We start from the raw sequence: 26,517 nt of genomic DNA on the forward strand, positions 1-26,517 counted from the left end.
ACGCTCGGTCGCTCGTCAGGACACTTGCTCAACCGTGACCGGCATCGCCGTCTCGACCAGCCGCGTCCAGTATGCGACACCGTAGGGGATCGCAGCGTCGTTGAAGTCGTAGCCCGGGTCGTGCAGCCCGGCGGTGTCGCCGTTCCCCAGGAGCGCGATGTTGCCCGGGCGCTCGTCGAGCATGAAGGCGAAGTCCTCCGAGCCCATGAGCTGCGGGTGATCGCCCACGACGGCATCCAGAGGCCCATCACGGTCCGCGCCGCCTCCACCGCCAGCACCGTCTGTGCCGGATCGTTCACGACGGCCGGATAGAGAACTCGAAATAGGACGTTCGCCGTCGCGCCGTAGGATGCCGCGATACCCTCGGCGAGGTCGGTGATGCGTCGCCGAACGGTGTCGCGCACCTCCGGCTCGAACCAGCGGGCGAGGCCGCGCATCTCCGCGTGACTGGCGAAGGTGCCTCCCGGCTGGCCGCCCTGCAACGAGCCGACGGTCACGACCGCGCCTTGCAGTGCCGGCACGTTGCGCCCGACGATCGTCTGCAGCCCGATCAGGATGGCGGCGGCGGGCAGCAGGGTGTCCACTCCGGCATGGGGGCTGGCCGAATGCGCGGTCCGGCCGTCGAGCGTGATGCGGAAGCTCGCGACCGCGGCTCCGAAAGGGCCGGGACGCGTGGCGAAGCGACCGACGGCCAGGCCGGGCTCGTTGTGAAGCGCGAAGACTCTCTCGATCGCCCAGCGCGTCATCAGGCCGTCGTCGCACATCGCCTTCGCGCCGGCCTGGCCCTCCTCGGCCGGCTGGAAGATCAGCACGGCTGTGCCGTCGAAGTCGCGGGTTCCGGCGAGATGCTTGGCTGCCCCAAGCAGCATCGCCGTATGGCCGTCATGCCCGCAGGCATGCATCCGGCCGGCGATCGTCGAGGCGTGAGGCAGGCCGGTCGCTTCCTCGATCGGGAGCGCATCCATGTCGGCGCGCAGGCCGATCACGCGGCCGGACTCCCGGCTCCGGCCATGGATCACGCCGACGACACCGCTCCTGCCCACGCCTTCGATCACGCTGTCGCATCCGAACGAGCGCAGTTTCCCGGCGACGAAGGCCGCCGTGCGTGGAAGGTCGTAGCCGAGTTCGGGATGGGCGTGCAGCTCGCGCCGCCAGATCGCGACCTCGTCCGTCGTCTCGATCACGTCACGCCTCCCGATACCGGTCTCGGTGAGAGGCCCCACGCCTGGATAGCCGCGCCGCGGAGTCCCAAGGTCACCCTGCCTCTAGGGAAACATAGCCAGCCTGTCCGCGGACGCCACGTGGAAAAGTGATTCTACTCGTATCCGACCGAGTTTCGAATCCGGTTAGCGATGTACGGGGCGCCGGGGGACCATCCTGGCGGACCAGGCGATACGTGGACGGGGCCGCGCCCGAAACCCGTCGTGCGAAATCGTGCGATCAGCCCTTACAGCGCCTGGAACATCACCAACGCATCCACATACCCATGCTCCGGATGCCGAAACGCCAGCGGCAGCCGCCCGACAGTCTCGAAGCCGAGCGAGTGCCACAGCCGCACCGCCCGCTCGTTGGTGCTGACGACGAAGTTGAACTGCATGCCGCGATAGCCGCGCGCGCGGGCGTGAGCGAGCGAGTGCTCGGCCATCCGACGGGCGATGCCCCGGCCCGTCGCCCCGGCGCGGGTCATGTAGCCGCAATTGCAGACGTGGCGGCCGCCGCCGGCCTGGTTCGGCCGCAGGTAGTAGGTGCCGAGGATCTCCCCCGTCTCCTCGGCGACGAAGGTCTCCTTGTCCGGACCCGTCCAGTAGGCGAGCGCCGCCGCCTCGCTCATGTCCGGGTCGAGGGTGTAGGTCTCGGCCGCGCGGATCACCGGTCCGATGATCGACCAGATGGCGGGGGCGTCCTCGGGGCGGGCAGGGCGGATCAGCATGGGAGCGCTCATAGAGCCACCGGCGCCGCGACGGAAGCGCGACGGCTCGGTCGAGCGATATTTCGCCGCGCGCGCCTTGCCGTCGGTCCCCCTCCGCCGAGGTGATGACACGCAAGGAACTCACACGGAGAACCGGGATGACGCTGTCGCGTCGCTCCCTCATGGCCGGCGCGGCCATCCTCGCCGCGTCCGGGCGCGCCCGGGCCGCGGCCGACGCCGACGTCGTGGTGATCGGCGCGGGCGCCGCCGGGCTCGCCGCCGCGGCGGCGATCCGGCGCGGCGGCCACAGCGTCGTCGTGCTGGAGGCGCGCGACCGGATCGGCGGGCGCGCCTTCACCGACACGTCGCTCGGTACCGGGCGCAGCTTCGATGCCGGCGGGCAATACGTGCACTGGGCCGAGCGCAACCCGTGGCGGGAGATCGCCCGGGCGGCGCGCGTGCGCACCAGCGACGACGCCACCAGCCCCTGGCCGGTCCTGGTGAAGGACGGGGTCCGGGCGAGCGAGGCCGAGCGGCGCCAGCGCCGGGCCGGGTTCGGTCGGGTCAGCAGCCTGCTCGATCATCCCGCCGCACCGGACCGCTCGGTCGCCGACGCGGTCGCGGGCGAGGACGAGGCGGCCCGGGCCGCCGCGACGGGGCTCACCCGCCTCACCCTCGGCGAGGAGCCGGACCGGGTCTCAACCGCCGATTACGATCAGCTCTGGTCCGGCGACGACATCTGGGTCGACGGCTACGGCGCGCTGGTGGCCGGCCACTACGCCGACCTGCCGGTGCGGCTCGGCACCCCCGCCACCGCGATCGACTGGCGCGGGCCGGGCGTCGCGGTCGAGACCCCGCGCGGCACCCTGCGGGCGGCCTGCGCGGTCGTGACGGTGCCGGTCGGCGTGCTGGCGGCGGGGCATCTACGCTTCACGCCCGACCTGCCAGCGGCGACGGCCGAGGCCTTGGACGGCTTAAGGATGGGCGCCTACACCAAGATCGGGCTCGCCCTCGATCCGGGGCGCCTGCCGGGACAGGACCTGCGCGACGCGGTGATCCTGCGCAGCGGCACGCCGGGCCTCACCGCCTATCTCGAGATGCAGCCGTTCGGAAAGCCGCTGGCGGTGCTCCATTGCGGCGGCGACGGCGCCCGCGCCCTGTGCGAGGCCGGGCAGGGTGGCGCCCTGGCCGCGGCGACCGATCACCTCGTGAGCGTCTTCGGCAGCGGAATCCGCCCGGCGGTCACGGCGGGCCGGCTGGCTGCCTGGTGGACCGACCCGTTCGCGCGGGGCAGCTACTCGATTGCCCGGCCAGGCCACCTCTCCGCCCGCGAGGCCCTGCGCCTGCCGGTGGCCGACCGGATCTTCCTGGCCGGTGAGGCCGCGGCGGGCGGAGGTGCGATGACGGTCGGCGGTGCGACACTCGACGGCGAGCGGGCGGCGGCGGACGTCCTGAAGCGCTTAGGGTCGTGAATCCCCCGAGCTCATGAATCCTCCGGGGTCATGAAGTCCCGGGATCGCGCCTCAATGCAGCGTCAGCCGCGGGCCCGCATCCGGCTGCCGCTCCCAGGCCTGGACCAGGCGGCCGGCGACGCCGCCGTCGCACAGGCGGCTGCTGAGGTCGCAGAAGGCGCGCTCGCTCACCGCGAAATCGGTCGCCGTCTCGGCGTCGTCGGGCTCCTCGTCGGTCGAGGCGGTGAAGCGGTCGAAGGCGGCCGACATCTCGGCGAACGCGAAGGCGACCGGCATGGTCCGGAAGACCGTGGCGCCGTCGTCGTCGAGGTCACCGGTATCGAGGTCGCGCATCCGCACGACGTAGCCGTCGGCATGCTCGACGATCTCGTACTGCCAGTGCCGGCCTTCGCAGGCTGCCAGGATCATCGCGTCCTCCGTCTCGCGTCGGTGAACGAATGCCGGGGCGACCCCGAGGGTTCCGGCGCGGCAGGTCGCGGGCTCGCGATTCTCGACGAAGGAAGGAGGCCGCCTCCGCCCGACGGAGGGACCCTACCGCCGGCCGTACCCGACCTCGTAGGCGGCCCGGCCGCTCACGCGCAGCGAGGTGTCGTTGCCCAGATCGATGAAGCCGGGCGCGGTGGCCCGGACGGGGGCGGGGGGCGCCTCGCGGCATTCTGGCCGGTCGGGCAGGCGCACGCCGGGCGGGGCGTCCTGCGGGCACAGGCGGGGTCTCGAGGCGTTGCGCTCGCCCGCCGCGGCCGGCAGGGCGGCGGCCGTCAGCAGGAATGCGGCGAGGAGGCGTGCGGTCACGGCGTCGGGGCTCCGGAACGGGTCGGACGTCAGGATAGCGCCTCGCGCGCCTCGGTGCGAACGTCCCGTCAGCGTCGGCGCTGGCCCATGTCGGCGGGGGTCACCGACAGGGTGATCGCGCGCCCGTCGCGCTCGACCTGGAGCGGCACGCTGCGCCCGAGGCCGAGGGATTCGAGGGCGGCCGTCAGGTCGGCCAGCCGGCGCACAGGGCGGCCGTTCACCCCCATGATGATGTCGCCGAGGTCGCCCGTCGCCGGATCGACGCCCTGGAGGCCGGCGGCCGCGGCCGGAGAGCCCGGCAGCACCCGCACCACCACGATGCCGTCGATGCCGAGCCGCGCCGCCGCGTCCTCGTTCGCCGCCACGATGCCGATACCGGGACTGGGGGTGCGGCCGGTGCGGATCAGGTTCGGCACCACCCGGTTGACCACGTCGACGGGGATGGCGAAGCCGATGCCGGCGCTGGCGCCCGAGGGCGAGAAGATCGCCGTGTTGACGCCGATCAGGCGCCCGGCGGAATCGAGCAGCGGCCCGCCGGAATTGCCCGGGTTGATCGCCGCGTCGGTCTGGATCACCCCGGAGAGCTCGCGGCCTTCCGCCGTCGGTAGCCGGCGCTGGAGCGCGCTCACCACCCCGGTCGTCAGGGTGTGGTCGAGGCCGAACGGGTTGCCGATCGCGTAGGTGAACTGCCCGACCTTCAGGTCGGCCGAGGTGCCGATGGCGATCGGCGGCGGCGCGGACGCGACGCGCCCGAGCCTCAGCACGGCGAGGTCGTAGTTCGGGTCGGTGCCGGCGAGCGTCGCGGGCACCACCTCGCCGGTGGAGAGCCGGACCTGGATGTCGCCGCCGCCCTGGATGACGTGGTTGTTGGTGACGATGTGGCCGGCCGCGTCCCAGACGAAGCCCGAGCCGGTCTGCTCGCCCCCGCCCTGGCGGGGCTCGCCGGTCTCGGGATCGAACGTCACCGCACCCTGCCGCGCCTTCGCGAAGACGTAGACCACCGAGGGGGCCGCGCGCTCGAACAGGGCCACGGTCGAGGCCTCGATCGGCGAGAGGTCGCCGCGTGCCGTCACCGCCCGGGGCGTGTCGGCGGAGAACAGCAGGCTCGTGACGTAGGGCTGCGCCACGAACAGCGCGAGCAGCACCAGGGCGGCGGTCAGGGCGACCCGCAGGAAGCGATCCGGCACCGGTCTCGTCACTCCAGGGTGGAACCGGCCGGGCGAGGCGCGGCCGTGGCTTGCGGGGATGTGGGCCGGGCGGGCGCCGCGTCAACGTCTGCCGCAACGTCGGCGAGCGCCTTCGGGCGGCTCACCAGGGCCACAAGCGTGTAGGAGATGATCATCAGAAGGAACCAGGAGCCGAACTTTTGCGGCGACACTGCCGCCCACCCGCCGGCCTGATGCGGGTAGATCCACCCGCGCGTCGCCGTGCCGATGTTCTCGGCAAACCAGATGAACAGGGTGACGAGGAGCAGGCCGAGGAGGAGCGGCATGCGCCGGTAGACCCGCCAGACCCGGAAATGAATGACGGCCGGGCCGAACAAGGCGGCCGCCGCCGCGAACAGGGCGAGGCGCAGGTCCGTCACGACGTGCTGGGTGAAGAAGTTGAGGTAGATCGCCGCCGACAGGATCACGAGGGCCGGGAGCGGCGGGTGGCGGGTGAAGCGGAAATCGAACAGGCGCCAGACCCGGGCGAGGTACGAGCCGACGCTGGCATAGAGGAAGCCGGTGAAGAGCGGCACGCCCCCGAGGCGAAGCCAGCTCGGCTCCGGGTAGACCCAGGAGCCCATCTTGGTCTTGAACAGCTCCATGGCGGTGCCGACGACGTGGAAGACCAGGATGACCTTCGCCTCCTCCCAGGTCTCGAGGCGGAAGGCGAGCATCGCGACCTGGATCGCGATCGCCGCGAGGGTCAGGACGTCGTAGCGGGCGAGCGGCGCGCCGGCCGGCCAGGCGAGGTGGGTGAGGATCAGGAGCCCGCACATCGCCCCGCCGAACAGGCAGGCCCAGCCCTGCTTCACCCCGAAGCGCAGGAACTCGTAGAGGCCGGCGGCGACCGGGCCCCGGGCGCGCGCCCGGTCCCCCAGCCGCTCCTCGGCCGCCGTGAAGGCCGCGAGCGGCGCCCAGAGCCGCGCGGCGCTGTCAGACGGCCGGGGACCCGGCAAGGTTGCAGGCATGCGGATGGGTCTCTAGGCTCGTGGCCCTCCCCATACGAAAGGTTCGGAATGCTCCGCAAGCCGCCGCTGTCCCGTCTCGCCCTCCTTGCTCCCCTCGCGCTCGCCGCCCTCTCGGGGGCCGCCGAGGCCTCGCCCCGCGACCGCCGGGCGGAGGCCTGTACCCGCGCCCGGAGCGAGGCTGAGCGCCAGGCGCTCGGCTGCTGGCGGCTGCGGCAGGAGGCCGGCCGCGGCCAGCGCATCCATGGCGGCGCGGCGGTCGCGGAGTTCTACGCCACCGTGCCGGTGGAGCGGGAAGCGGCGGGGGCGAAGGCCGACCAGAGGCGGCGCGATTGGGCGCGGGCGCGGGCCCGCGGGAGCGTCGCGGGTGCCGACGAGGCGCGCTGATCGCCGGTCCTCCGACCTTCCACCCATTGGCCGCCGCGGCACCGGCGCCTATAAGTCGGCGTTGAGGAACGCCAGCCACGAGAGCCCCAGGCCGATGACCCGCATCCCGGATTTCTCGGAGATCGCCTACGCGGCGGCCAAGTCGTCTGAGGCGATCTCCGCCGCGACCGCGGCCGCCGCCGAGCCCTGGATGACCCCCGAGGGCATCCCGGTGAAGGGGGCTTACGGCCTGCAGGACCGCGACGGCCTCGACCTCGCCGGGTCCTATCCGGGCATCGCGCCGTTCCTGCGCGGGCCCTACCCGACGATGTACGCGACCCAGCCCTGGACGATCCGGCAATATGCCGGCTTCTCCACGGCCGAGGATTCGAACGCCTTCTACCGGCGCAACCTCGCGGCCGGGCAGAAGGGGCTCTCGGTCGCCTTCGACCTCGCCACCCACCGCGGCTACGATTCCGACCACCCGCGGGTCTCGGGCGACGTCGGCATGGCGGGCGTCGCGATCGACTCGATCTACGACATGCGGACGCTGTTCTCGGGGATTCCCCTCGACCAGATGACCGTGTCGATGACGATGAACGGCGCCGTGCTGCCGGTGCTCGCCCTATACATCGTCGCGGCGGAGGAGCAGGGCGTCGCGCCGGACAAGCTCGCCGGCACGATCCAGAACGACATCCTCAAGGAGTTCATGGTCCGCAACACCTACATCTACCCGCCGGCCGGGTCGATGCGGATCATCTCGGACATCTTCGCCTACACCTCGGCCAACATGCCGAAGTTCAACTCGATCTCGATCTCCGGCTACCACATGCAGGAGGCCGGCGCGACGCAGGATCTCGAACTCGCCTACACGCTGGCCGACGGCGTCGAGTACATCCGCGCCGGGATGGCGGCGGGGCTCGACGTCGACAAATTCGCCCCGCGGCTGTCGTTCTTCTGGGCGATCGGGATGAACTTCTTCATGGAGGTGGCCAAGATGCGGGCGGCCCGCCTGCTCTGGGCCTCTCTCGTCAAGGACTTCGCGCCGAAATCCGACAAGTCCCTGGCCCTGCGCACCCACTCGCAGACGAGCGGCTGGTCGCTGACGGCGCAGGACGTGTTCAACAACGTCACCCGCACCTGCCTCGAGGCGATGGCGGCGACGCAAGGCGGCACCCAGTCGCTGCACACCAACGCGCTCGACGAGGCGCTGGCGCTGCCGACCGACTTCTCGGCCCGGATCGCCCGCAACACCCAGCTCTTCCTGCAGCAGGAGAGCGGCACGACGCGGATCATCGATCCGTGGGGCGGCTCCTACTACGTCGAGCGGCTGACCCGGGACCTCGTCGCCCGGGCCTCGGCCCATATCCGCGAGGTCGAGGCTCTGGGCGGCATGGCGAAGGCGATCGAGGCCGGCATCCCGAAGCTGCGCATCGAGGAGGCGGCGGCCCGCACCCAGGCGCGGATCGATTCGGGCCAGCAGGTCATCGTCGGCGTCAACCGCTACAAGCCCGACGGCGACCGGGCGATCGACCTCCTGCGGGTCGACAACGGCAACGTCCGCACCCTCCAGATCGACAAGCTCAAGCGCCTGCGCGCCGAGCGCGATGCTCAGGCGGTCGAGGCCCGTCTCGCGGCGCTCACCGAGGCCGCGCAAGGCTCCGGCAACCTGCTGGCGCTCGCCGTCGAGGCGGCGCGGGAGAAGGCCACGGTCGGCGAGATCTCGGAGGCGCTGGAGCGGGCCTGGGGCCGGCACCGGGCCGAGATCCGGGCGATCTCGGGCGTCTACAAGCGGGAGATGGGCGGCATGTCGGCGGCGGTCGAGCGGGTGCGGGGCTTGGTCGAGGCCTTCGAGGAGGCGGACGGGCGCCGGCCCCGCATCCTCGTCGCCAAGATGGGCCAGGACGGGCACGACCGCGGCCAGAAGGTGATCGCCTCCGCCTTCGCCGATCTCGGCTTCGACGTCGATATCGGCCCGCTCTTCGCCACTCCCGAGGAGGCGGCGCGCCAGGCGGTGGAGAACGACGTCCACATCGTCGGCGTCTCCTCGCTCGCCGCCGGCCACCTGACGCTCGTGCCGGAACTGAAGCGGGCGCTGGACGAGGCCGGCCGGCCCGACGTGATGATCGTCGTCGGCGGCGTGATCCCGCCGGGCGACTTCGCGGCTTTGCGCCAGGCCGGCGCCTCGGCGATCTTCCCGCCCGGCACCGTCATCGCCGAGGCCGCCTCCGAGCTGATCGCCGAGCTGAACGCGCGGCTGGGCTACGCACCGCGGATCGCCGCGGAGTAGGGCGGTGGAGCGATTGCGCGGATCGTTAGGACTCCGCTGACCAAGACGCGCTACAAGGCGGGTCCACCGATCGGACCCCGCCCTTGCGCTATCCGCCCCACCTGCTCGAAGAGATCCGCTCCCGGCTGCCGGCCTCCGAGGTCGTCGGGCGGCGCGTGCGCCTCAAGAAGGCGGGGCGGGAATGGCGCGGCCTGTCGCCGTTCAACGCCGAGAAGTCGCCCTCGTTCTACGTCAACGACCAGAAGCAGTTCTATCACTGCTTCTCGTCCGGCAAGCACGGCGACATCTTCACCTTCGTGATGGAGACGGAAGGGGTCTCGTTCCCCGAGGCCGTCGAGCGGCTGGCCTCCGAGGCCGGCGTGGCGCTGCCGGCGCCGAGCGAGGCGACGCGCGAGAGCGAGACCCGGCGGCGCGGCGCCCTCGAGGTGATGGAACTCGCCTGCACGTTCTTCGAGGAGCAGCTCGCCGGACGGGCCGGGGCCAGGGCCCGCGACTACCTCGCCGGCCGCGGCCTCGACGGCGAGATCCGCCGCACCTTCCGCCTCGGCTACGCCCCGCCCGAGCGCTACGCCTTACGCGACCATCTCGCCGCCCGGGACGTGCCGGCCGAGATGATGGTGGAACTGAACCTGCTGACCACCGGCGACGACATCAAGGTCCCGTTCGACCGCTTCCGCGATCGCGTGATCTTCCCGATCCGCGACGTGCGGGGCAAGGTCGTGGCCTTCGGCGGCCGCGGCATGAGCCCGGACGCCAAGCCCAAATACCTGAACTCCTCCGAGACGCCGCTCTTCCACAAGGGGCGGATGCTCTACAACCACCACGCGGCGCGCAAGCCCGCCCACGAGACCGGCCGGGTGATCGCCGTCGAGGGCTACGTCGACGCGATCGCCATGACGCTGGCCGGCCATCCCGAGGTGGTGGCCTCGCTCGGCACGGCGCTCACCGAGGATCAGCTCGGCCTGCTCTGGCGCATGGCCGACGAGCCGATCCTGTGCTTCGACGGCGACGGTGCCGGACGGCGCGCCGCGTATCGCGCCCTCGATGTGGCTTTGCCGGCACTCCAGCCGGGAAAATCGCTCCGCTTCGCCCTGATGCCGGAGGGCCAGGACCCGGACGACCTCCTGCGCACCGGCGGACCCGGGGCCATCGACCGGGTGCTCGACGGCGCCCGACCCCTCGTCGACGTGCTGTGGTCGCGCGAGACCGAGATGAGCCCGGTCGACACGCCGGAGCGCCGCGCCGGCCTCGCCCAGCGCCTGCGCGAGATCGTCGGCGGCATCCGCGACGAGACCCTGAAGCGCTACTACCGCGACGACATCGAGGCCCGCCTGCGGTCCTTGAGCCCCAATGGCGGCGCCCGCCGCGAGGGCGGGGGCGAGCGCCCGTACCGGGAGCGCACGCCCTTCGTGCCGCGCGGGCGCGGGGCGCCGCCGGCGCCGGTCTCGCCGCGCCTCACCGCTCGGGCGAGCCCGCTCCTCGCCCGCTCGTCGCTGTTCTCCGGCGGCTCGTCCTCGCGCGAGGCCTTGATCGTCGCGGCGCTCCTCGTCCATCCCGAGCTTCTGGCCCGCGAGGCGGAGGAACTGGCCGAGGTCGAGTTCGAGGGGGCGGATGCCCGGGCGCTGCGCGGCGCGCTCCTCGATCTCGCCGCCGAGGGCGGAGCGGGCGACGCCACCTATCTCGACGCGCGCCTGGAGCGGGCCGGGCTCGCCGCCGCGTCCGGCCGCATCGCCGGCCTGGTGCGGCCGGGCGACCGCTGGATCCTCGATCCCCACGCGGATCCGGTGCGGCTGGAGGACGCGCTCCGGCAGGCCGTGATCTTGCACCGCAAGGCCGGAACGCTACATAGCGAACTCCGGGCCGCCGAACGCGCCCTGGCCGAAGAGGAGACGGAGGCCAACTTCGCCTGGCTGCGAGACGTGAAGACCCGTCTCTCCGTCGTGGCGGGTGCAGAGGGCGAGGCGGAGACGGCCGACGAGACGGAATCGTCCTGACGCCACGCGCCGCTTGCGGCTTGACGCCGGACTAGTTAACGGCAAGTCCATCGAATGGCTTGCACATTTGCGTGAGATCCTGGGGCGGCTCGTGCGCCGTCCGACGAGACATCACGGTGCCGGCACGGCGGGAGCCTCCCCCGCCCGGGCACTGCCGACACCGGGAAGCATAGGCTGAGCATGGCGACGAAGGCAACGGAACGAGACGAGACCGAGGCGGCCCCCGAGCAGCAGACCGACGGCCCGCTCCTCGACCTGACGGATGCCTCCGTCAAGCGGATGATCAAGCTCGCCAAGAAGCGCGGCTACGTCACCTACGACGAGCTGAACGAGGTGCTGCCTCAGGAAGAGTTCACCTCCGAGCAGATCGAGGACGTGCTGGGCCAGCTCTCCGAGCTCGGCGTCAACGTGGTCGAGGCCGAGGAGGCCGACGAGCAGCAGGGCGAGGCGGCGCCGCAGGAAGGGCCTGAGGAGGAGGAGGCGAGCGAGGGCGGCGAGGTGGCCGAGGTCGCGGCCGCCCGGCCGGTGGCCCTGCGCGCCGAGACCACCAAGGAGCCGACCGACCGCACCGACGACCCGGTCCGGATGTACCTGCGCGAGATGGGCTCGGTCGAGCTCCTGTCGCGCGAGGGCGAGATCGCGATCGCCAAGCGGATCGAGGCCGGGCGCGAGGCGATGATCGCCGGCTTGTGCGAGAGCCCGCTGACCTTCCAGGCCATCATCATCTGGCGCGACGAACTCGTCGACGGCCGGGTGCTCCTGCGCGACATCATCGACCTCGAGGCCACCTATGCCGGCCCCGACGGCCGCGCCGGCCCCGCCGAGGGCGAGGGTGAGGCCGAGGAGGAGGGCGACGCCGAGGGCGAGACCCCGCCGGAGGGCGAGGGCGACGAGGACGACCTCGAGAACAACGTGTCGCTCTCGGCCATGGAAGCCGAGCTGAAGCCCCGCGTCCTCGAGACCTTCGATGCGATCGCCGAGAACTACCGCAAGCTGCGCAAGGTCCAGGCCGAGCAGGCCGAGACCCGGCTCAAGGGCGCCGAGGCCTCGGAGTCGCAGGGGCAGCGTTACGCGGAGCTGAAGAACACCGTCGTCGCCGACGTGAAGTCGCTGTCGCTGAATGCCAACCGCATCGAGGCGCTGGTCGAGCAGCTCTACGACATCAACAAGCGCCTGATCTCGCACGAGGGCCGCCTGATGCGGCTCGCCGAGAACCACGGCGTCGCCCGCGACGAGTTCCTGCGTCACTACCAGGGCTACGAGCTCGATCCGCACTGGGTCGAGCGGGTGGCCAAGCTCGGCGGCAAGGGCTGGAAGAACTTAACCGAGCGCGGTGCGGTCAACATCCTGACACTTCGCGAGCAGATCATCTCGCTCGCCTCCGAGACCGGCCTGGAGATCCAGGAGTACCGGAAGATCGTCCACATGGTCCAGAAGGGCGAGCGCGAAGCCCGCCAGGCCAAGAAGGAGATGATCGAGGCGAACCTGCGGCTGGTGATCTCGATCGCCAAGAAGTACACCAACCGCGGCCTGCAGTTCCTGGACCTGATCCAGGAGGGCAACATCGGCCTGATGAAGGCGGTCGACAAGTTCGAGTACCGCCGCGGCTACAAGTTCTCGACCTACGCGACCTGGTGGATCCGGCAGGCGATCACCCGCTCGATCGCCGACCAGGCCCGCACGATCCGCATCCCGGTGCACATGATCGAGACGATCAACAAGATCGTCCGGACCTCGCGCCAGATGCTGCACGAGATCGGGCGCGAGCCGACGCCGGAGGAGCTGGCCGAGAAGCTGGCGATGCCGCTCGAGAAGGTGCGCAAGGTCCTCAAGATCGCCAAGGAGCCGATCTCGCTCGAGACCCCGATCGGCGACGAGGAGGATTCCCACCTCGGCGACTTCATCGAGGACAAGAACGTCGTCCTGCCGATCGACGCGGCGATCCAGTCGAACCTGCGCGAGACCACCACCCGGGTGCTGGCCTCGCTCACCCCCCGCGAGGAGCGGGTGCTGCGCATGCGCTTCGGCATCGGCATGAACACCGACCACACCCTCGAGGAGGTCGGCCAGCAATTCTCGGTGACCCGCGAGCGCATCCGCCAGATCGAGGCGAAGGCCCTGCGCAAGCTCAAGCATCCGAGCCGGTCCAGGAAGCTGCGGAGCTTCCTCGACAACTGAGTTCTGCGAATGCCAGGCAAGAAGGCCCGGGAGGTACCGCCTCCCGGGCCTTCTTCGTTATGGTGACGGGGCCCCGATCCGCGTCGCCGCGCCCCGCACTGGCGTGCCCGGGGTCGAGGGCCGGGGGGGGTCGGTTGCCCACTGCCAAGCCTTGCCGTCCCGCCCCGCAGCGCCCATGTCAGAGCCATGTCCGATCAGCCTCGCCTCAACTCCGCCCCGACGCCCACGGCTGCGGCGGACGGGTCGGAGGCGAGCGACATCCCGATCGGCCTGTTTCGCGACTGCGTGGCCCTGCGCGACTGGCTGCTCAGCGAGGGCGCGCGGCTGCCGGAATCCGGCGACCTCCTCGCCGGCATGGCCGAGCGGCTGAACGACCTCGGCGTACCGGTCGACCGGGCCACCACCGCCATCGACGCGCTGCACTCGGATTATTCCGGCGTCGGCCGGTTCTGGACCCGGGAGGACGGCGTCAGCTTCCGCCTGTTCCCGCACGGCGAGGCCAGCGAGCAGGCGCTCGCCCGCTCTCCCTTCGCGCAGGTCTTCGCCACCGGCCAGTGGCTGATCCTCGACCTGCGCGAGACGCCGGACGACCTCTACAGCATCGTCCCGGAGCTTAAAGGCGCGGGCTACACCCACTACATCACCGTGCCGCTGTTCTTCACCAACGGCACCAGGAACGGCGTCACCTTCGCGACTCGCGATCCGCGCGGCTTCGGCGACGACGACCTGGCGATCCTGCGCTTCATCGTGCCGACCCTGTCGGCGGTGATGGAAATGCGCGGCCTCAACGCGCGGCTCGACCACGTGCTCAGGGTCTATGTCGGCGACGGGCCGCACCAGGCGATCCTGGCCGGCTTCATCCGTCGCGGCCAGGTCGAGCGGATCCGCTCGGCGATCCTGTTCGCCGACATGCGCGGCTACACCCACCTCACCGACGCGCTCACGCCCGAGGCCTCAGTCGAACTCCTCAACACCTATTTCGACTGCCTGGTGCCCCCGATCGAGAGCGAGGGCGGCGAGGTCCTGAAGTACATGGGCGACGGCCTGCTGGCGATCTTCCGCGAGAGCGGCGACGACCTCGGCGGCGCGGCGCAAGGGGCGCTCACCGCCGCCCAGGCCGCGCTGCGCCGCGTCGAGGAGGCGAACCGCGCCGGGCGCTTCCCGACCCGCATCGAGATCGGCATCGCGCTCCACCACGGCGAGGCGGCCTACGGCAACGTCGGCTCCGGCGCGCGGCTCGATTTCACGGTGATCGGCCGCGACGTGAACCTGGCCAGCCGACTGGCCAAGCTCAACAAGGTCCTGTCCGAGCCGCTCCTGATGTCGAAGCCCTTCGTCGACTTCCTGTGGGGCGACCCCGAATTGCTCGGCACCCACCCCCTCGACGGCATCGCCGAGGAGATGGCGATCTACCGCCCGGGAAAAGGCGGTTGACCGAAGGCGGTTGACGAAGGCGGGTCGGCTCGCCAAATTCCGGCCGTTCCAGGGAGATCCCCGGCAAGGGGCTGAGACACCGCTGGACTGGGGCCTTTTCGCCCCGGTCGGCGCGGAAATCCTTCGAACCTGATCCGGCTCATACCGGCGTAGGGATTGGACAGGGTCGTCGAGACCCCCGCGCATCATCCGGCAACCGGGCGCAGTCCACTCTCTTCGGGCCACCGCGGAGACGAAGGGTGCACGCGCAGACGATCGGGCGGCGAGGCGGACCGGGCCCGACTTCGGACAGCGACCGGCTGCCGGAGCGGGCCGATGTCGCGGTGATCGGCGCCGGGCTGATCGGGCTCTCGGTCGCGTGGCGCCTCGCGAGGGCGGGCCTCGCGGTCGCGGTGATCGAGCGGGGCAAGGCCGGCGACGGCGCCAGCCTCGCGGCCACCGGCATGCTGGCGGCGGCGGCCGAGCACGAGCCCGGGGGCGAGGCCCTGTCGCCGCTCTGCCTCGCGAGCCAGCGCCTCTGGCACCCGTTTCGCGACGAGCTCGAGGCCGAGTCGGGCCTGACTCTCGATTACCGCCGCGAGGGCACCCTCGTCATCGCGCTCGGCCGCGACGAGGTCGAGCGCCTGCGCTTCCGCCACGACCTGCAGCGCCGCGACGGGTTGTCCGCCGAGTGGCTGTCCGGCCCGGCGGTGCGTGCCCGCGAGCCGGGCCTGCGTCCCACCGTCACCGCCGGACTGTTCTGTCCCGATGACCACCAGGTCGACCCGGCCCGGGTGATGGCGGCCCTGCGGCAGGCCGTCCGGGCTGCCGGCGGTCGTCTGGTCGAGGGCTGCACCGTCACCGCGCTCGCCCGCGAGGGCGGCCGGGTCACCGGCATCGAGACGACGTCGGGTGCGTTGCGGGCCGGCACCGTCGTGCTCGCCTCCGGCGCCTGGGCCGGGGAGGGGAACCTGGTCCCCGACCTCGCCCTGCCGGTGCGCCCGCTCAAGGGCCAGTCGATGGCGCTGCGGATGACGCCGCGCAGCGGCATCCTCTCCCACGTGGTCTGGACCGAGCAGGTCCACATGGCGCCGAAGGGCGACGGCACGCTGATCGTCGGCGCCACCGTGGAGGAGACCGGCTTCGACCCGAACCTCACCGCCGGCGGCCTCTACGCCCTGCTGGAGGGCGCCCGCCGGGCGCTCCCCGGGGTGGAGGAGATGCAGGTGGCGGGCGTGTGGAGCGGCTTTCGCCCGACCTCCGACGACGACGCCCCGATCCTCGGCGAGGCCGTGCCGGGCCTCGTGCTCGCCGCCGGCCACCACCGCAACGGCTACCTCCTGGCGCCCGTCACCGCCGAGGCCGTGTCGACCCTGATCCTGCGCGGCGAGACGCTGCCGGTGGCCGCTCCCTTCGGCCTCGCCCGGTTCGCCGCGCACCCTGGAGAACCCGCATGAAGCTCCACGTCAACGGCGAGCCCCGCGACAGCGAGGCCGCCACCCTCGACGCCCTGTGGCGCGACGAGACCGCCGACCTCGAACTCGCCGGCCCGCAGGGCTTCGCCATCGCGCTCAACGGCGCCGTGGTGCGCCAGCGCGACTGGGCCGGCACGGCGCTCAGCGAGGGCGACCGCGTCGAGATCGTGCGCGCCATGCAGGGCGGCTAGACACCAGACACCCGGAGACATCCCATGACCGAGACTCACGACGATCCCTTCGTCATCGCCGGCACGAGCCTGTCCTCGCGCCTCCTCATCGGCACCGCCGGCTACCCGACGCAGGCCATCATGAGCGAGGCGGTGCGGGCGAGTGCCGCCGAGGTGGTGACGGTCTCGATCCGCCGGATCTCGCTCCACGGCCACGGCTCGGACACGGTCGCCCGCCTGAAGGGCGCCCGCTTCCTACCCAACACCGCCGGCTGCGAGACCGCCCGCGACGCCGTGATGACGGCGGAGCTCGCCCGCGAGGCCCTCGGCACCGACTGGATCAAGGTCGAGGTGATCGGCGACCGCGAGACGCTCTATCCCGACGTCGCCGAGACCATCGAGGCCACCCGCCAGCTGGTCGAGTCGGGCTTCACGGTGCTGCCCTACTGCAACGACGATCCCGTCGTGTGCAGCCGCCTCGCCGACCTGGGGGCCGCCGCCGTGATGCCGATGGGCTCGCTGATCGGATCGGGCATGGGGGTCGCCAACCCGGCGAACCTCGAGCTGATCTGCCGGCGCTCCCCCGTCCCGGTGATCGTGGACGCCGGCATCGGCACCGCCTCCGACGCGGTGATCGCGATGGAGCTGGGCGCGGCCGCAGTGCTCCTCAACACCGCCGTCGCCAAGGCCGACGACCCGGTCCGGATGGCCCGCGCCATGCGCCACGCCGTCGAGGCCGGCCGCCTCGCCCATCTCGCCGGCCGCATCCCGCGTCGCGCCCGGGCCGAGCCGTCGAGCCCGCAGCTCGGCCTCGTCGGCTCGTGAGCCTGCCCGCCCGCCTGCTGATCGTCACCGACCGGCACGGCTGCCCCGAGCCCCTCGATGCCCGCGTCGCCGCCTGCCTGAGCGCCGGCGCCCGCTGGATCTGGCTGCGCGACCGCGACCTGCCGGCCCCGGAGCGGGCGGCGCTGGCCGAGACCCTGGCCGGGCTTGTCGCGGGCGTGGGCGGGGCGCTGACCATCGGGCGCGACGTGGAGCTGGCGGCGCGGGTCGGCGCGGCGGGCGTGCAGCTCGGCGCGGCGGCGGATGTGGCGGCGGCCCGGGCGCGGCTGGGACAGGGGGCGCTGCTCGGCGTCTCGGCGCATTCGCTGGCAGACGTCCGGGCCGCGCGGGAGGCGGGGGCGGATTACGTGACCCTCAGCCCGATCTTCTTGACCGCCAGCAAGCCGGGGTACGGACCGGCCCTGGGGCTCGCCGCTGTGCGCGAGGCGGCCGCGATCCTACCGGTCGTGGCGCTGGGCGGCATCGACCCAAAGACGGCGCCGGCCTGCCGCGGCGCGGGCGCCGCCGCCGTGGCGGTGATGGGAGCGGTGATGCGGGCGCCGGAGGTCGGGGGGGTGATTTCCGCCCTCGCCTGACGCCACCGCGCTCTCCCGACCCGGATCCCCCTCAATCGACCTTGAAAGAAGTGGCGCGGGTTTGCTCCTCTCCCCGCTCGGCGGGGAGAGGGCTGTGTCCTCGTCCAGGGGACGCAGCGAGGCGCAGCCTCGGGTGAGGGGGTATTTCCGGATGAGGCTCCTCCGGCACCACCCCCTCACCCTCGCGGCGAACCTGCGGTTCGCTGCGGGCTCCCTGAGCCCCTTCGGAGCTCAGGCCTCTCCCCGCCCGCGGGGAGAGGGGGACACCCGCGCCTCCCCCTCCCGCAGCCTCGCCCTGATCCGCCGCCGCACCCGGCGCCACCGACCCTGCTCGACCGCCTCGCCGCGAACCCAGGCCGCGTGCTCCTCCCCGAACGCCCATCCCTCCGGATCCTCGGGATGCTCGCGCATCACCGCCTCCGCGAGCGCGTCGATGTCCGCGCGAGGGATCAGGCAGGGGAGGAGGCGTCCTTCGACGAGCGCCCAGCCGATCCCGAGCGCGACGAGGGAGGCGACTGCGGCGATCTTTGCATATTTGAGGCTTGCCCAATGCCAGTCGATCATCGCCGGAGGCCTATTGAAATCGACGTCGAGATTATCACGCATTATGCGGCGCAATAAATAGGAACTAAATTACGAATATGGTGTTATTCGTAATGTGATTTCCTTCAGTTTTTGGTGCCGGCCATCCGACGGATGGTTCATGGAGGTGCAGCGTGTCGCTTGCGATCATCTTCGGAACGAACCTGCGTCACCATCGGAAACTCAAGGGGCTGACACAGTCCGCTCTCGCCGATCAGATTTCGCTCTCGACAGAAATGATCAGCAAGATCGAGCGCGGCGTCGCGTCGCCATCCTTTGCGAATGTCGAGAAGCTGTCGGAGGTATTAAATGTCCCCGAGGTCGCGCTGTTTGGGGCCTGCCTGGCCGTTTCAGGCAGCGGAGAACGGGGTCAGGTATTATAGAGAATTCAAAATAAGATATCTCGTTTGAATAATGAGCAGCTGATGCGAGTGGATAAGCTGCTCACGGCCTTTATGGCCAGATTGACTGGCACCTCTCCCGGCATCGATCTCATCCTGAGGTAGAGGATAGGAGGTCGGAATTGGCCAGCAGCAAAAACAGATGCTGTTTCAATGACGGCATAATGATTTAGCTGAATGCCGTGCATTGGTGCGGACGGCGGGACTCGAACCCGCACGACCAGAGGTCGCAAGATTTTAAGTCTCGTGCGTCTACCGATTCCGCCACGTCCGCCAAGGGCGCTGCCCTGCCGCACCGGGTTAGCCGGGGGCAGGGCGCAGATCAAGGCCCCTCACACCGGCGCGAGCGGCCGCCAGCCGTAGAGCCAGGCGTAGCGCTCGGTCATCTGCGCGGGTCCCATCCGCCCCATCACCACGTCGCGGGCGGCCGAGACCAGGGGGCCGGCGTGGTAGATGCGGCCGTTGCGGCGGGCATGGGCCTGGATGGTGCGCACCCGCTCGGTCCGGGCGCGGGAATAGGCCGCGAGCGCCCGCGGCACCGGCTGGCCTGGACCGAGGCAGGCGGCGAGCACCGCGGCATCCTCGATCGCGAGCGCGGCGCCTTGCGCAAGGAACGGCAGCACCGGATGGGCGGCGTCGCCGAGAAGCGCGATCCGGTCGCGCGCCATCGGGCGCGCCGCCGGCCGGTCGACGAGCGACCAGACGAGCCAGGATCCGGGCCGGGCGAGCAGGCCGGCGAGCGGCGGGGCGGCATCGCTGAAGGCGGCGCGCAGGCGGGCGGGCTCGCCGCGGGCGCCCCAATCGTCGCTGCTTCCCTTGTCCGGCACCACCGCCACGAGGTTGAGCCGGCGCCCGCCGTTGATGGGATAGTGCACCACGTGCCGGCCGGGGCCGAGCCACAGGCCGGTCTCGTCGGCCAAAAAGTCCGGCGGCACCGCCTCGCGGGGCAGGGTGGCGCGCCAGGCGGCCTCGCCGCGGGGGCGCAAGGAGCCCCGGTCGAGGGTGGACCGCAGGGCGGAGCGCACGCCGTCGGCCGCCACCACGAGGTCGGCCGTCAGGGTCTCGCTGCGGCCGCCGTCGCTCGCGAGCGTCAGGGTGACGCTCTTGGCGCTCTCCTGCACTCCGGTGACGGCGCGGCCCACGAGCAGGCGGATGCCCGGCCGGCCGCGGGCGGCGTCGAGCAGGATGGTCTGGAGGTCGGCCCGGTGCACCACCCAGTAGGGCGCGCCGAAGCGCTCGCGCATCGCGTCGCCGAGCGCGATCTCGCCGATGTCGCGGGCGGTCGTGAGGGCGCGGATCCGCACCCGGGCCGGCTCGCCGGCGACGCGGCGCAGCGGCATCCCGAGACCGAGATCGGTCAGGATCCGGCTGGCATTGGGCGAGAGCTGCAGGCCGGCGCCGACCTCGCTGAAGGCGGTGCGCCGCTCGACGAGCGTGACGTCGTGGCCCCGCGCGCTCAGGGCCAGGGCCGCCGTCAGCCCGCCGATGCCGGCCCCGACGATCGCGACGCGCAGGCCCGGCCGGTCCGGGACCGGAACGGGGCCCGGCGGTGAGGTCCCTGGCGCCAAGGCTTACTCGGCGGCGAGGCGGGCGCGGTCGTCCCAGACGCTCGAGGCCGGCTCCGCCGTGCCGGCCTTCAGGCTCGGCTTGTAGCGGTACAGGGTCGAGCAGTACTGGCAGATGATCTCGTGGTCGGCGCCCATGTCGAGGAAGACGTGGGGATGGTCGAACGGCGGCAGCGCGCCGATGCACATGAACTCCTTCGAGCCGACCTGGATGACCGGAACGCCGTCCTGGTTGTGGAAGTGCGGGACCGCCTTGTCTGCCATCGCGAGAGGATTCCTGGCTGCCGGGCCGGCTTGTGGCCCGCGAGATCTCGGGCTCTCCTAGCCCCTCGGGGCCGCCGCGCCTAGGGGTGCGGGCGGGCGGCGCGCATCCGCCGCCGTTTGGTCACGGTCTTGCGACATCGGGGCGCCCGACAAGTCCAACGACCGAAAGAGGATCGCCCGTGACCCGCTTCCTGCCGAGGCTCGCCGTTCTGGCTGCCCTCACCGGCGCGACGATGCTCGGCGCCCCCGCCGCCCAGGCCCAGAGCCGCACGATGGTCGGCGCCGGCGCCGGCGTGGTGGCGGGCGCCCTCGTCGCCGGGCCGGTCGGCGCGGTGGTGGGCGGCGTCGTCGGCGCGGCCTGGGGCGAATCGTCGAGGCGCCCGCGCCGGACCGCCCGCCGGGTCCGGCGCTCCCCGTCCATGCACCGGGCCGCGGCGCGGCCGATGCGCGTGGCGCAGCGCGCCCCGGTTCCCGCTCCGGCGTCCGCCGCACCGCCACGGTCGCGGGCCTGGGTCGATCCGCGCTGAAGGGGCGTCACCCGCTTCGTCCCCGGCTTCCGGATCCTAGGCTCCCGGGTCCTTGGCTTCCGGGTCCTTGGCTTCCGGGTCCTTGGCTTCGCGGCGGGAAGCGCCTACATCGAGGGCATCCAGAGCGCCGCCAGCAGCAGATCCCGGGCCCCCGATGAGTCGTGACGAGCAGAGTGCGGTGAAGGACGGCCGCCGGCAGGAGCCCCCGATCCACGGCCCCGAGGCCTTCGAGGGGATGCGCAAGGCCGGCCGGCTGACCGCCGAGGCGCTCGACCTGCTGATGGAGGCGGTGGCGCCCGGCGTCACCACCGAGGCCCTCGACCGCCTCGCCTACACCTTCGCGATGGACCACGGCGCCTACCCGGCCTCGCTGCACTACCGCGGCTACCCCAAGTCGATCTGCACCTCGATCAACCACGTCGTCTGCCACGGCATCCCGAACGACAAGCCCCTGCGCGAGGGCGACATCGTCAACCTCGACATCTGCCTCATCGTCGAGGGCTGGCACGGCGATTCGAGCCGCATGGCCTATGTCGGCGAGGTGCCCCGCAAGGCGGCGCGCCTGTGCGACATCACCCACGAGGCGATGATGCGCGGCATCGCGGCGATCAAGCCCGGCGGCACCACCAACGACATCGGCGCGGCGATCCAGGCCTTCGCCGAAGCGGAGCGCTGCTCGGTGGTGCGCGACTTCTGCGGCCACGGCCTCGGCCGCACCTATCACGACGCGCCCACCATCCTGCACTACGTCGAGCCGAGCTACAGCGTCGCCTTGCGCCCCGGCCAGTTCTTCACCGTCGAGCCGATGATCAATCTCGGCCGCCCGGCCGTGAAGGTCCTGGCCGACGGCTGGACCGCCGTCACCCGCGACCGGTCGCTCTCGGCCCAGTTCGAGCACACCGTGGCGGTGACCGAGACCGGCGTCGAGATCTTCACGCTCTCGCCCAAGGGGCTGGACAAGCCGCACGACACCGCCGCCGCCTGACGGTCCTCGCCATGGCTCGCCCGCCCCGCACCACCCCCGGTTTCGCGGAGGCGGGCGGGCCTGCGCCCGCACTCGGCAAGGCTGAGGAGCCGCACTACCACGGCCACCGCGACCGCCTGCGCGCCCGCTTCGCGCAAGGGGACACGCTGCCGGACTACGAGTTCCTGGAGCTGGTGCTGTTCCGCGCCATCCCGCGCCGGGACGTGAAGCCGATCGCCAAGGCGCTGATCGCCCGCTTCGGCAGCTTCGCCGAGGTGATCAGCGCCCCCGCCGAGCGGCTGCTCGAGATCGACGGCATCGGTCCTTCGGTCGTCACCGACCTCAAGATCATGGAGGCGGCCGGCCGTCGGCTGGCCCGCGGCGCGGTGGCCGAGCGCACCCTGCTCTCGTCCTGGGCCGCCGTGATCGACTATTGCCGCGCCGCCATGGCCTTCGCGCAGCGCGAGGAGTTCCGCCTCCTCTTCCTCGACAAGCGCAACCGCCTGATCGCCGACGAGGTGCAGGGCCGCGGCACCGTCGACCACACCCCGGTCTATCCGCGCGAGGTGGTGCGCCGGGCGCTGGAGCTGTCGGCCACCGCCCTGATCCTCGTTCACAACCATCCCTCGGGCGATCCGACCCCGTCCCAGGCCGACATCAAGATGACCCGGGACATCGTCGCGGTGGCCGGCCCCCTCGGCATCGTGGTCCACGACCACATCATCGTCGGGCGCGACGGCCATGCGAGCTTCCGCGGGCTGAAGCTGATCTGAGGGCGCCCTCGGCGCGCCTGCGCGGCCTGCCGTCGGACTTGGCTTCGGACTTGCCGAAAATTTGAGCAAAGTTGCGCCGTTCGCGGCGCCTCCCGCACCCCCCGGCCTGACCCTGCGCGAAGTCGTGGGGAGCCCTCGCGCGAAGGACGCATTTCCTTTGCCTTGGCCCCCGTCTTGCGTCTAGCTTCGGGGCAAACAGAGGGACGCCCATGCCGCTCAGTGCGTTCGACGAGATGACGGGAATCCAGGAGAGCGGACTGGACCCGGCCGCCGTGCGCGAGGCGTACGCGGCGCTGAAGACCTGGCTCGACAATACCCCGCCCGAGCATTTCGATACGCGGCGCAGCCAGGCCGAATTGTTCTTCCGCCGGATCGGGATCACCTTCGCGGTCTACGGCGACAACGAATCGACCGAGCGCCTGATCCCGTTCGACATCATCCCGCGGGTGCTGACCAAGCCCGAATGGGGCTTCCTCGAGCGCGGCCTCAAGCAGCGCGTCACCGCGATCAACCTGTTCCTCGCCGACATCTACGGCCCGCAGGAATGCATCAAGGCCGGGATCATCCCGGGCGACCTCGTCTACCGCAACCCGCATTACCGGCTGGAGATGCGGGACTTCGAGGTGCCGCACGGCAAGTACGTCCATATCGCCGGCATCGACATCGTGCGCACCGCTGAGGACCAGTTCTTCGTGCTGGAGGACAATGCCCGCACGCCGTCGGGCGTCTCCTACATGCTGGAGAACCGCGAGGTGATGCTGCGGCTCTTCCCCGAGCTGTTCTCCAAGCACCGGGTCTCGCCGGTCGAGGCCTATCCGGACGCGCTGCTGGCCACCCTGCGCAGCGTGGCGCCGATGCGCGCCGCCCGCGACCCGTCGGTGGTGCTGCTGACCCCGGGCCGCTTCAACTCGGCCTTCTACGAGCACTCGTTCCTGGCCGACAAGCTCGGCGTCGACCTCGTCGAGGCCTCCGACCTCTTCACCAAGGACGACGTGGTCTACATGCGGACCACCGAGGGGCCGCGCCGCGTCGACGTGATCTACCGGCGCATCGACGACGACTTCCTCGATCCCCTGGTGTTCCGGCCGGATTCGGTGCTCGGCGTGCCGGGCCTGATGAGCGCCTACCAGAGCGGCAGCGTGACCCTCGCCAACGCGGTGGGCACCGGCATCGCCGACGACAAGGCGGTCTACAGCTACATGCCGGAGATCGTGCGCTTCTTCACCGGCGAGGAGCCGATCCTGCACAACGTGCCGACCTGGCGCTGCCGCGAGAAGGATTCGCTCTCCTACGTCCTGTCCAACCTCGGCGACCTCGTGGTCAAGGAGGTCAACGGGTCCGGCGGCTACGGCATGCTGGTCGGGCCCCACGCCAGCAAGCGTGAGATCGAGGAGTTCGGCCGCAAGCTGCGCCACGCGCCGGACGGCTTCATCGCCCAGCCGACGCTGGCGCTCTCGACCTGCCCGACCTTCGTCGCCTCCGGGGTCGCGCCGCGCCACGTCGACCTGCGGCCCTTCGTGCTCTCGGGCGCCGACGAGATCCGGATCGTGCCCGGCGGGCTGACCCGCGTTGCCCTGAAGGAGGGCTCGCTCGTCGTCAATTCGAGCCAGGGCGGCGGCACCAAGGACACCTGGGTGCTCGACGGCTGATCCGCCGCTCGCCTTTCGAGAACGGGACCGAGCCGGCCGTCCGGCCCGGTCCACCCGCACCCCACAGCGTGAGCCCTGAGCCCCGCCATGCTCTCCCGCACCGCCGACAACCTGTACTGGCTCTCGCGCTACGCCGAGCGCGCCGACTTCGTCGCCCGCATCCTCGACGCGGCGCTCCGCCTCTCCGCCCTCCCGGCCAATTACGGCGGCTCCGACGCCAACGAGTGGGAATCGGCGCTGGCCTCGGCCGGCAACATCGAGCTGTTCCGCCCGCTCTACGACAGCGTCAACGAGCACACCGTCCGGGACTTCCTGGCCTTCAGCCCCAACAACCCGTCCTCGATCCGCTCCTGCCTGCAGACCGCCCGGGAGAACGCCCGCAGCGTGCGCACGGCGCTGACGAGCGAGATGTGGGAGGCGATCAACGAGGCCTTCCTGCACCTGCGCAGCTTCGAGGGACGGGACATGACCCGGGAGGAGTTCGCGCGCTTCCTCGACTGGGTGAAGGGCGTGTCGCTCGCCTTCGACGGCTCGGCCTACCGCACGATGCTGCGCAACGACGGCTACTGGTTCACCCGGCTCGGCGTCGCGATCGAGCGCGCCGACAACACCGCCCGCATCCTCGACGTGAAGTACCACGTGCTGCTGCCCGAGACCGAGCGGGTCGGCGGCAGCCTCGACTACTTCCAGTGGACCACGATCCTGCGCGAGGTGTCGGCGCTCACCGCGTATCACTGGGTCTACCGGGAGAGCATCAAGCCCTGGCTGGTGGCCGACCTCTTGATCCTCAACCGCGAGATGCCGCGCTCGCTCGCCAATTGTTACGAGATGCTGGTGAACAACCTCGACCGCATCGCCGACGCCTACGGCCGCCGGGGGCCGAGCCAGCGCCTCGCCCGCGGCATGCTGGCAAAGCTCGACGACGTCACGGTGGACGAGATCTTCGCCTCCGGCCTGCACGAGTTCATCGAGGATTTCATCGCCGAGAACAACCGGCTCGGCGCGGCGATCGTCGAGCAGTACCTGGGCTGACGGCCCCCCGCGCGGGTGCCCGACTCCCGTACGGTTTCGCCCTCCCGCGGGATGGTGTACAGCACCGCCCCGCACGGCTTAAGCTTCAGCGTGACAGCGAGCGTCGCGACACCATGCGCATCCGCGTCGTCCACGAGACGGTCTACCAGTACGACAGCCCGGCCCGGGGCCTGATCCAGATGCTGCGGCTGACCCCGCGCGACCATGACGGCCAGCACGTGCGCGCCTGGCGCATCGAGCCGACGGTGGACGGCCGCCTGAGCCGGCGCGAGGACGGCTTCGGCAACGTCGTCCACGTCTTCAGCGCCGACGGCCTGGAGGAGGCCCTGACCATCCGGGTCACCGGCGAGGTCGAGACCACCGAGACCCACGGCGTGATGCGCGGCATCTCCGAGTGGCTGCCCGATCCGTTCTACCTGCGCGAGTCGCGCTTCGCCGTCGCCGACGAGGCGATCCGGGCCTTCGCCGACGACGCTGCGGCGGGCGGCAACGATCCCCTCGACCGTCTTCACCGCCTGCTCGCCGGCGTCCACGGCGCGGTCGAGTACGCGCCGGGCCCGACCGGCGCCGCCACCACCGCGGCCGAGGCCTTCGCGTTGCGCAAGGGGGTCGGGCAGGACCTCGCCCACGTCTTCATCGCGGCGGCGCGCCACCTCGAGATCCCGGTGCGCTACGTCTCGGGCTATTACTGGCGCCCCGACGCGGCCGAGCAGGAGGCCGGTCACGCCTGGGTCGAGGCCCGGGTGCCGGATCTCGGCTGGGTCGGGTTCGACCCCGCCCACGGCATCGCGGTGACCGAGGCGCACCTGCGGGTGGCGATCGGCCTCGACTACCTCGACGCCGCCCCGGTCCGCGGCAGCCGCACCGGCGGCGGCACCGAGACGATGATCGTGCGGGTGCGCGTCGACGACGCGAGGGCCACGAACCGGGAGGCCGCGGACGAGGAAGCCGGGGACCGGGCGCCCGCGGCGCCGGCGGGGCGGGCCCAGGTTCAGTCTCAGGGCTGACGGCATCCCGTGACGGCCTTGTGTGGCCCCGCCGCGATAGCGGCGGGCCACCTCACCCGGCGGCAGCCGAGGGGGCTGGATTCGCCGGACGGGCTGCGCCAGG

General features: G+C 71.6%; 25 protein-coding genes, 1 tRNA gene, 1 pseudogene and 1 riboswitch. Of the genes and pseudogenes, 17 read left to right on the forward strand and 10 right to left on the reverse strand.

Annotation, left to right across the window (positions count from 1 at the left end; all coding sequences use genetic code 11):
• Positions 1 to 15: 15 nt before the first annotated feature.
• Both DK419_RS23095 and DK419_RS23100 read right to left on the reverse strand, forming a co-directional pair.
• Positions 16 to 1,199, reverse strand: a pseudogene (locus tag DK419_RS23095) (amidohydrolase).
• 248 nt (positions 1,200 to 1,447) lie between these two features.
• Positions 1,448 to 1,930, reverse strand: coding sequence for a GNAT family N-acetyltransferase (locus tag DK419_RS23100; RefSeq protein ID WP_109961163.1), 483 nt, complete (start codon positions 1,928 to 1,930; stop codon positions 1,448 to 1,450).
• Positions 1,931 to 2,067: 137 nt separating this feature from the next.
• Between DK419_RS23100 and DK419_RS23105 the strand changes: the two genes are divergently transcribed.
• Positions 2,068 to 3,381: a flavin monoamine oxidase family protein gene (locus DK419_RS23105; protein WP_109961164.1), complete on the forward strand. Its 1,314-nt coding sequence runs from the start codon at positions 2,068 to 2,070 to the stop codon at positions 3,379 to 3,381.
• 51 nt (positions 3,382 to 3,432) lie between these two features.
• On the opposite strand, the gene DK419_RS23110 is transcribed toward DK419_RS23105, so the two are convergent.
• The 4 genes from DK419_RS23110 to DK419_RS23125 all read right to left on the reverse strand — a co-directional run bounded on the left by DK419_RS23110 (position 3,433) and on the right by DK419_RS23125 (position 6,349).
• The gene (locus DK419_RS23110; protein ID WP_109961165.1) at positions 3,433 to 3,789 is read right to left on the reverse strand and encodes a hypothetical protein; all 357 of its coding nucleotides are present in this window, start codon (positions 3,787 to 3,789) and stop codon (positions 3,433 to 3,435) included.
• Between the two features lie 123 nt (positions 3,790 to 3,912).
• Complete coding sequence (locus tag DK419_RS23115; RefSeq protein WP_167450844.1) at positions 3,913 to 4,173, reverse strand: hypothetical protein; 261 nt, start codon at positions 4,171 to 4,173, stop codon at positions 3,913 to 3,915.
• A 68-nt stretch (positions 4,174 to 4,241) separates the two neighbouring features.
• A complete protein-coding gene (locus DK419_RS23120) occupies positions 4,242 to 5,360 on the reverse strand; it encodes a S1C family serine protease (protein WP_109961166.1) in 1,119 nt (372 codons plus the stop codon).
• 8 nt (positions 5,361 to 5,368) lie between these two features.
• On the reverse strand, positions 5,369 to 6,349 hold the full coding sequence (locus DK419_RS23125) for a DUF817 domain-containing protein (protein ID WP_208642237.1): 981 nt from the start codon (positions 6,347 to 6,349) through the stop codon (positions 5,369 to 5,371).
• Positions 6,350 to 6,397: 48 nt separating this feature from the next.
• On the opposite strand from DK419_RS23125, the gene DK419_RS23130 reads away from it, so the two are divergent.
• The 9 genes from DK419_RS23130 to DK419_RS23170 all read left to right on the forward strand — a co-directional run bounded on the left by DK419_RS23130 (position 6,398) and on the right by DK419_RS23170 (position 17,650).
• Entirely contained in the window at positions 6,398 to 6,733 is a 336-nt protein-coding gene (locus DK419_RS23130; RefSeq protein ID WP_109961168.1) for a hypothetical protein, read from the forward strand.
• Between the two features lie 94 nt (positions 6,734 to 6,827).
• On the forward strand, positions 6,828 to 9,002 hold the full coding sequence (gene scpA / locus DK419_RS23135; protein ID WP_109961169.1) for a methylmalonyl-CoA mutase: 2,175 nt from the start codon (positions 6,828 to 6,830) through the stop codon (positions 9,000 to 9,002).
• A gap of 83 nt (positions 9,003 to 9,085) precedes the next feature.
• Positions 9,086 to 10,996 (forward strand): DNA primase, encoded by a 1,911-nt coding sequence (dnaG, locus tag DK419_RS23140; protein WP_109961170.1) that lies wholly within the window; start codon positions 9,086 to 9,088, stop codon positions 10,994 to 10,996.
• A gap of 180 nt (positions 10,997 to 11,176) precedes the next feature.
• Positions 11,177 to 13,174, forward strand: coding sequence for an RNA polymerase sigma factor RpoD (rpoD, locus tag DK419_RS23145; protein ID WP_109961171.1), 1,998 nt, complete (start codon positions 11,177 to 11,179; stop codon positions 13,172 to 13,174).
• A gap of 186 nt (positions 13,175 to 13,360) precedes the next feature.
• On the forward strand, positions 13,361 to 14,608 hold the full coding sequence (locus DK419_RS23150; RefSeq protein ID WP_109961172.1) for an adenylate/guanylate cyclase domain-containing protein: 1,248 nt from the start codon (positions 13,361 to 13,363) through the stop codon (positions 14,606 to 14,608).
• Positions 14,609 to 14,649: 41 nt separating this feature from the next.
• Positions 14,650 to 14,782: riboswitch (TPP riboswitch) on the forward strand.
• 65 nt (positions 14,783 to 14,847) lie between these two features.
• Positions 14,848 to 16,044, forward strand: coding sequence for a glycine oxidase ThiO (thiO, locus tag DK419_RS23155; protein ID WP_109961173.1), 1,197 nt, complete (start codon positions 14,848 to 14,850; stop codon positions 16,042 to 16,044).
• A complete protein-coding gene (gene thiS / locus DK419_RS23160) occupies positions 16,041 to 16,253 on the forward strand; it encodes a sulfur carrier protein ThiS (RefSeq protein WP_109961174.1) in 213 nt (70 codons plus the stop codon). The genes thiO and thiS overlap by 4 nt, the downstream gene beginning before the upstream one ends.
• Before the next feature lie 24 nt (positions 16,254 to 16,277).
• On the forward strand, positions 16,278 to 17,057 hold the full coding sequence (gene thiG / locus DK419_RS23165; protein WP_109961175.1) for a thiazole synthase: 780 nt from the start codon (positions 16,278 to 16,280) through the stop codon (positions 17,055 to 17,057).
• Complete coding sequence (locus DK419_RS23170; protein WP_109961176.1) at positions 17,054 to 17,650, forward strand: thiamine phosphate synthase; 597 nt, start codon at positions 17,054 to 17,056, stop codon at positions 17,648 to 17,650. The genes thiG and DK419_RS23170 overlap by 4 nt, the downstream gene beginning before the upstream one ends.
• Positions 17,651 to 17,881: 231 nt before the next feature.
• Here DK419_RS23170 and DK419_RS23175 read toward each other — a convergent pair whose 3' ends face one another.
• Entirely contained in the window at positions 17,882 to 18,214 is a 333-nt protein-coding gene (locus DK419_RS23175; RefSeq protein ID WP_109961177.1) for a hypothetical protein, read from the reverse strand.
• A 152-nt stretch (positions 18,215 to 18,366) separates the two neighbouring features.
• Between DK419_RS23175 and DK419_RS23180 the strand changes: the two genes are divergently transcribed.
• Positions 18,367 to 18,615 carry a helix-turn-helix domain-containing protein gene (locus DK419_RS23180; protein ID WP_109961178.1) on the forward strand — a complete coding sequence of 83 codons (249 nt, stop codon included), beginning with the start codon at positions 18,367 to 18,369 and terminating at the stop codon, positions 18,613 to 18,615.
• 206 nt (positions 18,616 to 18,821) lie between these two features.
• On the opposite strand, the gene DK419_RS23185 is transcribed toward DK419_RS23180, so the two are convergent.
• The 3 genes from DK419_RS23185 to DK419_RS23195 form a co-directional block, all read right to left on the reverse strand.
• Positions 18,822 to 18,907 (reverse strand) — tRNA-Leu (locus DK419_RS23185).
• Between the two features lie 58 nt (positions 18,908 to 18,965).
• The gene (locus DK419_RS23190; RefSeq protein WP_245442660.1) at positions 18,966 to 20,201 is read right to left on the reverse strand and encodes an FAD-dependent oxidoreductase; all 1,236 of its coding nucleotides are present in this window, start codon (positions 20,199 to 20,201) and stop codon (positions 18,966 to 18,968) included.
• 3 nt (positions 20,202 to 20,204) lie between these two features.
• Positions 20,205 to 20,462 (reverse strand): zinc-finger domain-containing protein, encoded by a 258-nt coding sequence (locus DK419_RS23195; RefSeq protein ID WP_048449383.1) that lies wholly within the window; start codon positions 20,460 to 20,462, stop codon positions 20,205 to 20,207.
• A gap of 179 nt (positions 20,463 to 20,641) precedes the next feature.
• Here DK419_RS23195 and DK419_RS23200 point away from each other — a divergent pair, with 179 nt between their 5' ends.
• The 6 genes from DK419_RS23200 (at position 20,642) to DK419_RS23225 (ending at position 26,414) form a co-directional block, all read left to right on the forward strand.
• A complete protein-coding gene (locus tag DK419_RS23200) occupies positions 20,642 to 20,989 on the forward strand; it encodes a DUF456 family protein (protein WP_245442662.1) in 348 nt (115 codons plus the stop codon).
• Positions 20,990 to 21,143: 154 nt separating this feature from the next.
• Positions 21,144 to 21,974 carry a type I methionyl aminopeptidase gene (gene map / locus DK419_RS23205; protein WP_109961179.1) on the forward strand — a complete coding sequence of 277 codons (831 nt, stop codon included), beginning with the start codon at positions 21,144 to 21,146 and terminating at the stop codon, positions 21,972 to 21,974.
• An 11-nt stretch (positions 21,975 to 21,985) separates the two neighbouring features.
• Positions 21,986 to 22,726: a RadC family protein gene (gene radC, locus DK419_RS23210; protein ID WP_109961180.1), complete on the forward strand. Its 741-nt coding sequence runs from the start codon at positions 21,986 to 21,988 to the stop codon at positions 22,724 to 22,726.
• A gap of 209 nt (positions 22,727 to 22,935) precedes the next feature.
• Entirely contained in the window at positions 22,936 to 24,375 is a 1,440-nt protein-coding gene (locus tag DK419_RS23215; RefSeq protein WP_109961181.1) for a circularly permuted type 2 ATP-grasp protein, read from the forward strand.
• Positions 24,376 to 24,462: 87 nt separating this feature from the next.
• Entirely contained in the window at positions 24,463 to 25,407 is a 945-nt protein-coding gene (locus DK419_RS23220; protein ID WP_109961182.1) for an alpha-E domain-containing protein, read from the forward strand.
• Between the two features lie 113 nt (positions 25,408 to 25,520).
• On the forward strand, positions 25,521 to 26,414 hold the full coding sequence (locus DK419_RS23225; protein WP_109961183.1) for a transglutaminase family protein: 894 nt from the start codon (positions 25,521 to 25,523) through the stop codon (positions 26,412 to 26,414).
• The last annotated feature ends 103 nt before the right edge of the window (positions 26,415 to 26,517 follow it).

It is taken from the genome of Methylobacterium terrae (genome assembly GCF_003173755.1).
Classification (GTDB): Bacteria; Pseudomonadota; Alphaproteobacteria; order Rhizobiales; family Beijerinckiaceae; genus Methylobacterium; species Methylobacterium terrae.